This window comes from Aquibium sp. A9E412 (assembly GCF_030398335.1).
GTDB lineage: Bacteria > Pseudomonadota > Alphaproteobacteria > Rhizobiales > Rhizobiaceae > A9E412.
Map to the genome: position 1 here is coordinate 1 of NZ_JAOAOP010000094.1, position 10,589 is coordinate 10,589.

Sequence of the window (10,589 nt, forward strand, 5' to 3'; positions counted from 1 at the left end):
CATCCGCCCCTTCGGGGCACCTTCTCCCCGCTTGCGGGGAGAAGGGATAGCGCTAGCTCCTTCCACCTCCAGGTGAAACACCCTCTCCCCGCGCGCGGGGAGAAGGCGCGACGCAGCAGCATCACTATCTGCGCAAGGACACCCTCTCCCCGCCCGCGGGGAGAAGGCCGCGCGCCACCAACGGCGCGCCCGCCTCAGCCGCTGCCGGTGCGTCCGAGCAGCGCGAGGATCGCCACCGTGCCGCTCGCCACCGCCGCGCCCATCGCGGTGCCCCAGGCGGTGTCGATGACGGTGACCAGCGGGTCGTAGCCCTTCATCACCGCCAGGTTGGTGGCGTTGTAGGTGAGATAGGTGAAGAAGCCGAACAGCGCGCCGTTCGCCGCCGCCTGCGCGACGCTGCCGGTCGCCATCGCGCCGGCCACGGCGAAGTAGATCAACCCGCCGATGTAGAGCAGGTAGAACACCGCCGCCACGCCCCAGCGCGGGCTGTCGAGCAGGATGTCGCCGATGCGGTTGTTGTAGAGGTTCTTGGCAATGACGCCGATCCAGATCAGGTCGACGACGAGAAAGATCGCAAAGGCGATCGCGTAGGCATAGAGATACTTCAAGGCTCCCTCCACGAGGCTGCGGCGGCCGCCGCGGACCGCCCTCACCCCGTCAACATGCGCGCCGGGCGGCCGGTTTCAAGCCGCCGCGGCGCCGCGCCGCGACGGACCCGCGCCGCCGCGCGCCTAAAGCCGTTCTGCGCTTCACCGAATCGCAGATCGGCTTCAACGTGTTGTCTTGACGCGTTTGCGGCCGGCGAACGGTTTCCGCTTCGCCGGGAAACGCCTCAAAGCGCCGGCAGGTCGCCGCGCCGCCAGCCTTCCGCGATCGCCTCGGCCCGCGCGGCGTAGCGGCCGGCCTCGATCGCCGCGCGCAGGTCCTGCATCAGCGCCTGGTAGTAGGCGACGTTGTTCCAGCTCAGCAGCATGGCGCCGAGCGCCTCGCCCGACCGGACAAGATGGTGCAGATAGGCCCGCGAATAGTCGCGCGCGGCCGGACACGCGCTTTCCTCGTCGAGCGGCCGCGGGTCGTCGGCGTGGCGCGCGTTCTTCAGGTTGACCTTGCCGCGCCGGGTGTAGGCGAGCCCGTGCCGGCCGGCCCTGGTCGGCATCACGCAGTCGAACATGTCGATGCCGCGGCCGACCGCCTTGACGATGTCGTCCGGCGTGCCGACGCCCATCAGGTAGCGCGGCTTGTCGTGTGGCAGCGCCGGACACACGACGTCGAGCATGGCCAGCATCACCGCCTGCGGCTCGCCGACCGCCAGCCCGCCGACGGCGTAGCCCTTGAGGTCGAGCGCGGCGAGCGCGCGCGCCGAGGCCTCGCGCAGCGCCGCGTCCTCGCCGCCCTGCACGATGCCGAACAGCGCCCGGCCCGGCTGCACGCCGAAGGCCGTTTTGCAGCGTTCCGCCCAGCGCAGCGACAGCTCCATCGCCCGGCGCTGCTCGGCCTGCGGCGCCGGCAGCCGCAGGCACTCGTCGAGCTGCATCTGGATGTCGGAGCCGAGCAGGCCCTGGATCTCGACGGCGCGCTCCGGCGTCAGCGCGTGCACGGTGCCGTCGATATGCGAGCGGAAGGTGACGCCGCTCTCGTCGATCTTGCGCAGCTGCGCCAGCGACATCACCTGGAATCCGCCCGAATCGGTGAGGATCGGATGCGGCCAGTTGGCGAAGGCGTGCAGCCCGCCGAGCCGGGCGACGCGCTCGGCGCCGGGCCGCAGCATCAGGTGGTAGGTGTTGCCCAGGATGATGTCGGCGCCGGTGCCGCGCACCTGGTCCATGTAGAGCGCCTTGACCGTGCCGCCGGTGCCGACCGGCATGAAGGCCGGCGTGCGCACGACGCCGCGCGGCGTCACCACCTCGCCGCGCCGCGCCCGGCCGTCGCTGGCCAGCAGCCGGAAGCCGAACGCTGCGCTCATGCCGGCGCCGCGCGCCACAGCAGGCTGGCGTCACCGTAGGAGTAGAAGCGGTAGCCGGCGGCGATCGCGTGCCGGTAGGCCGCCAGCATGCGCTCGCGGCCGCTGAAGGCCGACACCAGCATGAACAGCGTCGAGCGCGGCAGGTGGAAGTTGGTCATCAGCCCGTCGACGACGCGGAACCGGTAGCCCGGCACGATGAAGATGTCGGTGGCGCCCGACCAGGCCGCCAGCGTGCCGTCCTCGGCCGCCGCGCTCTCCAAAAGCCGCAGCGAGGTGGTGCCGACGCTGACGACGCGCCGGCCGGCCGCGCGCGCGGCGTTGATGGCGGCGGCCGCCTCGGCCGACACCTGGCCGCGCTCGGCATGCATGCGGTGGTCGGCCGTGTCGTCGGCCTTGACCGGCAGGAAGGTGCCGGCGCCGACATGCAGCGTCACGAACACGCAGACGACGCCGCGCGCCGCGAGCCGCTCGAACAGCGCCGGCGTGAAGTGCAGGCCGGCCGTCGGCGCGGCGACCGCGCCCTCCTCGCGCGCATAGACCGTCTGGTAGTCGTCGCGGTCGCGCGCGTCCTCCGCGCGCCGCGCCGCGATGTAGGGCGGCAGCGGCACGTGGCCGACCGCGGCGATCGCCTCGTCGAGCACCGGGCCGGACAGGTCGAAGACGAGCAGCGCCTCGCCGCCCTCGCGCTTTTCCGCCACCGTCGCCTCGAGCGCGCCGAGCAGGCAGGCATTGCCGCCCTCGCCGAACACCAGCCGGTCGCCCGCCGCCACGCGCCGCCCGGGCTTGAGAAAGGCGAGCCAGCGGTCCTCGCCGGCGCGCATGTGCAGCGTCGCCTCGATCGCCACGCGCGCATCGCCGCGCTGGCGGGTGCCGACGAGCTGCGCCGGGATCACCCGCGTGTCGTTGAACACCAGCACGTCGCCGGGCTCGAGCAGCTCCGGCAGGTCGCGCACGCCGCGATCGGCGAGCCCGTCGCCGTCGACGACGAGCAGCCGCGCGGCGTCGCGCGGCTCGGCCGGGCGCAGCGCGATGCGCTCGGCCGGCAGCGCGAAGTCGAACAGGTCGACGCGCATGGGCCGGCTCCTATTCCCCCACGCACACGACCGGCCAGGCGCCGAGGCCCGGCAGCCGCAGCGTGCCGGCCATCGCCGCGTCGCGCCGCTCGTCGGCGCGGCTCAGGCGCAGCTCGGCCACGATCGCCTCGACATTGGCGTCGGCGAAGTCGACCTGGTAGAGCCGCCCGTCGGTGAAGGCCTGCGCGACGACGATCGGCGTCGCCTTGTTGCCCTCGATCGACCAGGTCTGGCCTTCGGCGGTGATGCGCGCGCCCACCACGGCGAGCCCCGGCACCCGGCCGATGGAGAGCTCCGCGGTGACCGAGGCTGTCGGCGCCGCGCAGGAGATGGTGCCTGTGGCCGCCGCCGGCGCCGCCGTTGCGGCGAGCGCCAGCCCGGCCAGAACGAGACGCGCGGCGCGCCGCATCACGCGTCCGCCGCCACGCGCATGGAGACGATCCGGTCCGGCTCGCGCACCGGCTCGCCGCGCTTGAGCTGGTCGATCGCCTCCATGCCGGAGACCACCTGGCCCCACACCGTGTACTGCCGGTTGAGCCACGGCGCCTCGCCGAAGCAGATGAAGAACTGCGAGTTGGCCGAGTTCGGGTTCTGCGTGCGGGCCATCGAGCAGGTGCCGCGCACATGCGGCACGTTGGAGAACTCCGCCTTCAGGTCCGGCTTGTCCGAGCCGCCGGTGCCGGTGCCCGTCGGGTCGCCGGTCTGCGCCATGAAGCCGTCGATCACGCGGTGGAACACCACGCCGTCGTAGAACTTCTCGCGCGCCAGCTCCTTGATGCGCGCGACGTGGCCGGGCGCCACGTCGGGCAACAGCTCGATGACCACCGCGCCCTTGCTGGTCTCGAGAAGGAGGGTGTTTTCCGGGTCCTTGATGTCGGCCATGATGCGGCGGCTCCTGTCGGTTGCGGTTACTGGTCGTCGGCGGCGACGCGCACGTCGAGCATGCGGTCGGGCTCGGCGACGATGCCGTTGCGCGCCGCGTCGCCCTTGGCGATGCGGTCGACATGCTCCATGCCGGCGACGACCTCGCCGACGACCGTGTACTGGCCGTCGAGATGGCGCGCCGGGGCGAGCATGATGAAGAACTGCGAGTTGGCCGAATCCGGGCTCTGCGAGCGCGCCATGCCGACCACGCCGCGAGTGAACGGCACGTCGGAGAACTCGGCCGGCAGGCTGCCGCGCTGCGAGCCGCCGGTGCCCACGCGCGCGGCGTCGAAGCCGTCTTGCATGTCGCCGAAGGCGACGTCGCCGGTCTGCGCCATGAAGCCGCCGATCACCCGGTGGAAGGCGACGTTGTCATAGGCGCCCTCGCGCGCCAGCGCTTTGATCTGCGCGACGTGGCGCGGCGCCAGGTCCGGCCGCAGCGCGACCTCCACCTCGCCGCTCGGCAGCGTGATGACAAGCGTGTTCTCCGGCTCGGCCGCCGCTGCCGCGCCGGCGGAAAGGACCAGTCCCGCGACGAGGGCGAGAGCGGCCAGAAGCTTCGGTCGATGCATGAAGATCTCCTTCTTGATGGCGGACGCCGGGAGCGTTTCCGGTGCGGCGGCGGCCGCCGCCTAGGCCTGGAACTTGCCGCGCAGCGCCTCGGCCACCACCGCCGGCACGAAGGGCGTGACGTCGCCGCCCATCGCCGCGATCTGGCGCACGAGTGTGGCGGTAATGGTGCGCACCGAGGGGCTGGCCGGCAGGAACACCGTCTGCAGCTCCGGCGCCATCGTCTCGTTCATGCCGGCCATCTGCATCTCGTAGTCGAGATCGGTGCCGTCGCGCAGGCCGCGGATCATGATCGTCGCGCCGTGCCGGCGCGAGGCGTCGACCAGCAGCCCCTCGAAGGAGACGACCGCGATGCGCCCGGCATCGAGGCCGAGCTCGTCGGCGACCGAGCGCTCGATCAGCGCCATGCGGTCCTCGAGCGAGAAGACCGGCTGCTTGGAGGCCTGGATGCCGACGCCGACGAGGATCGTGTCGGCGACGGCCAGCGCCGCCTTGAGCACGTCGAGATGGCCGTTGGTGAGCGGGTCGAACGACCCGGCGTAGAATGCTTTGCGTTCCGTCATGACGGCCGCTTCTAGCGCATCGCGCCGCCGAGCGGAATGCGCGTTTTCGCAAATGACGCCGCCCTGCCCCCGGCCGGTGGAATGCCGGCGAAACGGCCGCGCCGCGTTCTTCTGCCGGCGCGAGGGAGCCTGTAAGGTCGCCGCCGGCGCCCGCGCGCCCGAAAGCCGTTCTGCTTTTCGTGGAATCGCAGATCGGCTCCGACTTGTTGTTCCAACGCGTTTCCGGACGGCGAACCGCGAGCCACGTCGCCTGGAAACGCTGCAGCGGGCATCCCCGCCCGACGAAGGAGGCAGCCGCCATGACCGACCAGCCGCACGCCAGCGACGCCACCCGCCGGATGCAGGCGCGCGCGGCCGGCGCGTTCTACCTGACGATCATCGTGATGGGCGTGTTTGCCGAGCTCGCCGTGCGCGCCCAGCTCGTCGTGCCGGGCGATGCCGCCGCCACCGCGGCGGCCGTGCGCGCCGCGCCGGGCCTGCTGCGCGCCGGCTTCGCCGCCGACGTGGTGATGGCGGTCAGCGACGTGGCGCTCGCCGTGCTGCTCTACCGGCTGCTGAAGCCGGTCGGGCCCGCGCTGGCGCTGGCCGCCATGGCCTTCCGCCTGGTGCAGGCCGCGGTGATCGCCGCCGGGCTGATGAACCAGCAGATCGCGCTCGCCCTGCTGCAGGCCGGCGACGCCCCGTCCGCCGCCGACCGGGCGCTGGCGCTGGTCTTCTTCGAGGCGCACGCGCAGGCCTACGATCTGGCGCTCGTCTTCTTCGGCGTGAACTGCGTGCTGACCGGCCTGCTCGTCTGGCGGGCGCCGTTCCTGCCGCGCCTGCTCGGCCTGGCCGTCCTGCTGGCCGGCCCGGTCTATCTCGCCGGCTCGGCGCTGCGCTTCCTGGCGCCGCAGGCGCTTGCCGCCTTCGCGCCGGCCTACGCCGTGCCGCTTTTCGCCGAAACCGCGTTCGCGCTGTGGCTTCTGGTCGCCGGCACCGGCCGGCCGCGGCCGGGCGCCGCCGCCGCCCGCCCCGCCTGAGCGCCGCGGCCCGCGGCGCCCATCAACGGCGGATGAACGCCGGATGAACGGATGCTTCAGCGTCCGTTCCGGCCGCATCGGTCATTCAGGACGGCAAGCCAGGTGAAACCAAATCGCCCGAGCGCCGTTACTTGGGTCAAGGAGACAGGACGATGATGATCTTTTCGCTTGCCGCCGCAATGACCTTGGCCATGCTGATCGCGACCGCCTTCGCGCTGCACGAGGAGGCGCAGCGCGCGAAGCTGGAAAACCGCATCCGCCGCAACGACAACCGCTTCCTGCGCTGAGCGCCGCACCGGCGGCGATGACGCCGCCGGCGGCGCGCCGGCTCAGGCCGCGCCGCCGTCCTCCGGGGCCGGCCCGTCCGGCGCAGCGGCGGCCGCAGCCGCCTCCTCCGCCGTCTCGCCCGCCTCGTCGCCGTCCTCGTCCTGCGGCTCGGGGATGCGCTCGACCGAGACCACCGTCTCGCCGCTCGCCGTGTTGAAGATCGTCACGCCCTTGGTGGCGCGGCTGGCGATGCGGATGCCGGTGACCGGCACGCGGATCACCTGGCCGCCGTTCGACACCAGCATGATCTGGTCTTCCATGTCGACCGGGAAGGCGGCGACCAGCCGGCCGATCTCGTCGACCTTCGAGACGTCGGTGGCGCGGATGCCCTTGCCGCCGCGCCCGGTCAGCCGGAAATCGTAGCTCGACGACAGCTTGCCGTAGCCGAAGGCCGACACGGTGAGCACGAACTGCTCGTGCCCGCGCAGCGCCTCGTAGCGCGCGTCGTCGAGCGCGGCGTCCTCGCCGACCTCCTCGTTGGTCAGCGCCACCTCCTCCTCCTCGCCGGCGGCCAGCCTGCGCTCGCCCGCCGCGCGCTTGAGATAGGCCTGGCGCTCGGCCGGCGTCGCCTCGACGTGGTCGAGGATGGCCATCGAAATCACCGTGTCGCCCTTGCCGAGCGCGATGCCGCGCACGCCGCGCGAGTTGCGCCCGGCGAACACCCGCACGTCGCTGACCGGGAAGCGGATGCACTGGCCCGAATCGGCCGTCAGAAGCACGTCGTGATCCTCCGTGCAGGTGAACACGCCGAGGATCGCGTCGCGCTCGTCGTCGAGCTTCATGGCGATCTTGCCGTTGCGGTTGACCTGCACGAAGTCGGACAGCTTGTTGCGCCGCACGGTGCCGAGCCTGGTGGCGAACATCACGTCGAGCTCGCCCCAGCTTTCCTCGTCCTCGGGCAGCGGCATGATGGTGGTGATGCGCTCGTCGGCCTCCAGCGGCAGCATGTTGCGCAGGAACTTGCCGCCCGACTGCGGCGTGCCGACCGGCAGCCGCCACACCTTCTCCTTGTAGACGATGCCGCGCGAGGAGAAGAACAGGATCGGCGTGTGGGTGCTGGCCACGAACAGCCGGGTGACGATGTCCTCGTCCTTGGTCGACATGCCCGAGCGGCCCTTGCCGCCGCGCCCCTGCGCCCGGTAGATCGACAGCGGCACGCGCTTGATGTAGCCCTTGCGCGTCACCGTGACGACCATGTCCTCGCGCTGGATCAGGTCCTCGTCCTCCATGTCGCCGATGCCCTCGGCGATCTCGGTGCGGCGCGGCGTGCCGAACTCGTCGCGCACCGCCAGAAGCTCGCTCTTGACGATGTCGAGGATGCGCGCGCGCGACGACAGGATGTCGAGGAAGTCGGCGATCTCGGCGCCGATCTTGTTGAGCTCCTCGTCGATCTCGTCGCGGCCGAGCGCCGTCAGGCGCTGCAGCCGCAGGTCGAGGATGGCGCGCGCCTGCTCTTCGGACAGGTTGTAGGTGCCGTCCTCGTTGACGCGGTGGCGCGGGTCGTCGATCAGCCGGATCAGCGCCTCCACGTCGTGCGCCGGCCAGCGCCGCGTCATCAGCTGCTCGCGCGCCGTCTGCGGGTCGGGCGCGTGGCGGATGAGGTGGATCACCTCGTCGATGTTGGCGACCGCGATCGCCAGGCCGACCAGCACGTGGGCGCGGTCGCGCGCCTTGCGCAGAAGGTGCTTGGTGCGCCGGCTGACGACGTCCTCGCGGAAGGCGACGAACGCCTTCAGCATGTCGATCAGGGTGAGCTGCTCGGGCTTGCCGCCGTTGAGCGCCACCATGTTGGCGCCGAACGAGGTCTGCAGCGGCGTGAAGCGGTAGAGCTGGTTGAGCACGACGTCGGCATTGGCGTCGCGCTTCAGCTCGATGACGACGCGATAGCCCTGCCGGTCGCTCTCGTCGCGGATGTCGGAGATGCCCTCGATGCGCTTGTCGCGCACCAGGTCGGCCATCTTCTCGATCATCACCGCCTTGTTGACCTGGTAGGGCACCTCGGTGACGACGATCGCCTCGCGATCGCCGCGGATCGCCTCGATGTCGACCTTGCCGCGCATGACGATCGAGCCGCGGCCGGTCTCGTAGGCGCTGCGGATGCCGGCGCGGCCGAGGATGATGCCGCCGGTCGGGAAATCCGGGCCGGGGATGATGTCCATCAGCTCGACGAGACCGATCGCCGGATTGTCGATCACCGCCACGCAGCCGTCGATCACCTCGCCGAGATTGTGCGGCGGGATGTTGGTCGCCATGCCCACGGCGATGCCGCCCGAGCCGTTGGCGAGCAGGTTGGGAAAGCGCGCCGGCAGCACCTTGGGCTCGCGCGCCGCGCCGTCATAGGTGTCCTGGAACTCGACGGTGTCCTTGTCGATGTCCTCGAGCAGCTCGTGCGCCACCTTGGTCAGCCGCGCCTCGGTGTAGCGCATGGCCGCCGGCGGATCGCCGTCGATCGAGCCGAAATTGCCCTGCCCGTCGATCAGCTGCAGGCGCATCGACCAGTGCTGCGCCATGCGCACCAAGGCGTCGTAGATCGCACCGTCGCCGTGCGGATGATACTTGCCCATCACGTCGGCGACCGGCCGCGCCGACTTCACGTATTTGCGGTTCCAGTGGTAGCCGCTCTCGTGCGAGGCGTAGAGGATGCGCCGGTGCACCGGCTTCAGCCCGTCGCGCACGTCGGGCAGCGCGCGGCTGACGATCACGCTCATCGCGTAATCGAGATAGGAGCGCTGCATCTCCTCGACGATGGAGATCGGGTCGATGTCGTCGGGCTCGTCCGGCCCGAGCGGCGTGGTCTGGTCGGTCAATTCACGTCACGATCGATGTTCGGGAATCATTGCCCTCTTATATAGGAAGCGGCGCCGATTCTCCAATGTCGGGCGCCGATTCCGCGCTCGGATTGCGACGGAAATTCAAGCGGATACCGCGGCCCTCCGAATTGCGCCGTGACATCTCGCCGCAAGACGGCCGGGCGCGGCGGCGGCGCACGGTTGGGGCCGCGCGGCGGCCGTGCTATGGCCTCGTGCGAAAGGGGTGCCATGCCCGGCCTCGACGCCATCCTCAACGCCTTCTTCACCATCCTCGTGACGGTCGATCCGCCGGGGCTGGCGCCGCTGTTCCTGGCGCTGACGGGCGGCATGAACCGGGCCGAGCGCAACCAGGTGGCGGTGCGCGCCAGCGTCATCGGCTTCGCCGTGCTGGCGCTGTTCGCGGTCGCCGGCACGGCGATCCTGGCGCTGTTCGGCATCTCGCTCGCAGCCTTTCGCGTCGCCGGCGGGCTGCTGCTGTTCGTCATCGCCTTCGAGATGATCTTCGAGCGCCGCCAGGAGCGACACGAAAAGAGCGCCGAGCGCGCCATCACGCGCGACATGATCCGCAACATCGCCGCCTTTCCGCTCGCCATACCGCTGATCGCCGGCCCCGGCGCGATCTCCGCCACGCTGCTGTTGTCGGCCAGCTTCACCGGCCCGCTCGGCCTCGCCCTGCTGGTGGCGATCGTGCTGGCGGCGATCCTCGTCACCTATGCGGTCTTCGTGCTGGCCGAACGCGTCGACGGCTTCCTCGGCGAGACCGGCCGCTCGATCCTCACCCGGCTGCTCGGCGTCATCCTGGCCGCGCTCGCCGTCCAGTTCGTCGCCGACGGCATCAAGGCGCTGCTCGCGCTCCCCGCCTGAACGCCCCGCCCCCTCGGCCGCCACCGCCCTGTCGCCCCTTCTCCCCGCACGCGGGGAGAAGGTGCCCGAAGGGGCGGATGAGGGGCGGCGCCGGCGTTGGCCGCAAGGGCGCCGCCATTCCTGCGAAAAACCGCGCGCCGCCGCCGCGTCGCCGCTGCCCCTCACCCTGCCCTCTCCCCGCAGGCGGGGAGAGGGAGCGGCGACGCTTTCGCCCGTCTCCCGACCGACCGGGCGGCCGCTCGCCAGCCCGATCTCCCCCCTTGAGGAGGAGATGTCGGCGCAGCCGACAGAGGGGGGTGCCGCGCCGGCGCAATCCCCGCATGCGCCGGCGCACACCCCGCGAGCGGGGAGAGGGTGAGGCCACGCGCGTCTTCGCCGAAACGCTGCTGCCCGCCGGCACGAATGCGACACGCCAGCCGCCCCTTCTCCCCGCACGCGGGGAGAAGGTGCCCCGAAGGGGCGGATGAGGGGCGGCG

General features: G+C 71.5%; 11 protein-coding genes. 3 read left to right on the forward strand and 8 right to left on the reverse strand.

What is annotated here, in order from left to right:
* Window positions 1–194 precede the first annotated feature (194 nt).
* From N1F89_RS19410 to coaD, 7 genes are all read right to left on the reverse strand, one after another.
* Window positions 195–608, reverse strand: coding sequence for a DUF2177 family protein (locus tag N1F89_RS19410; RefSeq protein ID WP_290086092.1), 414 nt, complete (start codon window positions 606–608; stop codon window positions 195–197).
* A 224-nt stretch (window positions 609–832) separates the two neighbouring features.
* On the reverse strand, window positions 833–1,963 hold the full coding sequence (gene tgt, locus N1F89_RS19415) for a tRNA guanosine(34) transglycosylase Tgt (RefSeq protein ID WP_290086093.1): 1,131 nt from the start codon (window positions 1,961–1,963) through the stop codon (window positions 833–835).
* The gene (gene queA, locus N1F89_RS19420) at window positions 1,960–3,036 is read right to left on the reverse strand and encodes a tRNA preQ1(34) S-adenosylmethionine ribosyltransferase-isomerase QueA (protein WP_290086094.1); all 1,077 of its coding nucleotides are present in this window, start codon (window positions 3,034–3,036) and stop codon (window positions 1,960–1,962) included. The genes tgt and queA overlap by 4 nt, the downstream gene beginning before the upstream one ends.
* 10 nt (window positions 3,037–3,046) lie before the next feature.
* Window positions 3,047–3,445: a hypothetical protein gene (locus N1F89_RS19425; protein WP_290086095.1), complete on the reverse strand. Its 399-nt coding sequence runs from the start codon at window positions 3,443–3,445 to the stop codon at window positions 3,047–3,049.
* Window positions 3,445–3,918, reverse strand: coding sequence for a peptidylprolyl isomerase (locus N1F89_RS19430; RefSeq protein WP_290086096.1), 474 nt, complete (start codon window positions 3,916–3,918; stop codon window positions 3,445–3,447). Before N1F89_RS19430 ends, N1F89_RS19425 begins: the two co-directional genes overlap by 1 nt.
* A gap of 26 nt (window positions 3,919–3,944) precedes the next feature.
* Window positions 3,945–4,532: a peptidylprolyl isomerase gene (locus tag N1F89_RS19435; protein WP_290086097.1), complete on the reverse strand. Its 588-nt coding sequence runs from the start codon at window positions 4,530–4,532 to the stop codon at window positions 3,945–3,947.
* A gap of 60 nt (window positions 4,533–4,592) precedes the next feature.
* Window positions 4,593–5,093, reverse strand: coding sequence for a pantetheine-phosphate adenylyltransferase (coaD, locus tag N1F89_RS19440; RefSeq protein ID WP_290086098.1), 501 nt, complete (start codon window positions 5,091–5,093; stop codon window positions 4,593–4,595).
* A 299-nt stretch (window positions 5,094–5,392) separates the two neighbouring features.
* On the opposite strand from coaD, the gene N1F89_RS19445 reads away from it, so the two are divergent.
* Both N1F89_RS19445 and N1F89_RS19450 read left to right on the forward strand, forming a co-directional pair.
* On the forward strand, window positions 5,393–6,112 hold the full coding sequence (locus N1F89_RS19445) for a DUF4386 domain-containing protein (RefSeq protein WP_290086099.1): 720 nt from the start codon (window positions 5,393–5,395) through the stop codon (window positions 6,110–6,112).
* Between the two features lie 152 nt (window positions 6,113–6,264).
* Window positions 6,265–6,399 carry a hypothetical protein gene (locus tag N1F89_RS19450; RefSeq protein ID WP_290086100.1) on the forward strand — a complete coding sequence of 45 codons (135 nt, stop codon included), beginning with the start codon at window positions 6,265–6,267 and terminating at the stop codon, window positions 6,397–6,399.
* Between the two features lie 42 nt (window positions 6,400–6,441).
* On the opposite strand, the gene gyrA is transcribed toward N1F89_RS19450, so the two are convergent.
* Complete coding sequence (gyrA, locus tag N1F89_RS19455) at window positions 6,442–9,246, reverse strand: DNA gyrase subunit A (RefSeq protein WP_290086101.1); 2,805 nt, start codon at window positions 9,244–9,246, stop codon at window positions 6,442–6,444.
* A gap of 231 nt (window positions 9,247–9,477) precedes the next feature.
* On the opposite strand from gyrA, the gene N1F89_RS19460 reads away from it, so the two are divergent.
* Window positions 9,478–10,113 carry a MarC family protein gene (locus N1F89_RS19460; protein ID WP_290086102.1) on the forward strand — a complete coding sequence of 212 codons (636 nt, stop codon included), beginning with the start codon at window positions 9,478–9,480 and terminating at the stop codon, window positions 10,111–10,113.
* Window positions 10,114–10,589: the final 476 nt, after the last annotated feature.

Excerpts from the sequence above, each read along its gene's own strand:
- tgt (WP_290086093.1), bottom strand. The coding sequence starts at position 1,963 with ATGAGCGCAGCGTTCGGCTTCCGGCTGCTGGCCAGCGACGGCCGGGCG.
- queA (WP_290086094.1), bottom strand. The coding sequence starts at position 3,036 with ATGCGCGTCGACCTGTTCGACTTCGCGCTGCCGGCCGAGCGCATCGCG.
- N1F89_RS19425 (WP_290086095.1), bottom strand. The coding sequence starts at position 3,445 with ATGCGGCGCGCCGCGCGTCTCGTTCTGGCCGGGCTGGCGCTCGCCGCA.
- N1F89_RS19430 (WP_290086096.1), bottom strand. The coding sequence starts at position 3,918 with ATGGCCGACATCAAGGACCCGGAAAACACCCTCCTTCTCGAGACCAGC.
- N1F89_RS19435 (WP_290086097.1), bottom strand. The coding sequence starts at position 4,532 with ATGCATCGACCGAAGCTTCTGGCCGCTCTCGCCCTCGTCGCGGGACTG.
- coaD (WP_290086098.1), bottom strand. The coding sequence starts at position 5,093 with ATGACGGAACGCAAAGCATTCTACGCCGGGTCGTTCGACCCGCTCACC.
- N1F89_RS19445 (WP_290086099.1), top strand. The coding sequence starts at position 5,393 with ATGACCGACCAGCCGCACGCCAGCGACGCCACCCGCCGGATGCAGGCG.
- N1F89_RS19450 (WP_290086100.1), top strand. The coding sequence starts at position 6,265 with ATGATGATCTTTTCGCTTGCCGCCGCAATGACCTTGGCCATGCTGATC.
- N1F89_RS19460 (WP_290086102.1), top strand. The coding sequence starts at position 9,478 with ATGCCCGGCCTCGACGCCATCCTCAACGCCTTCTTCACCATCCTCGTG.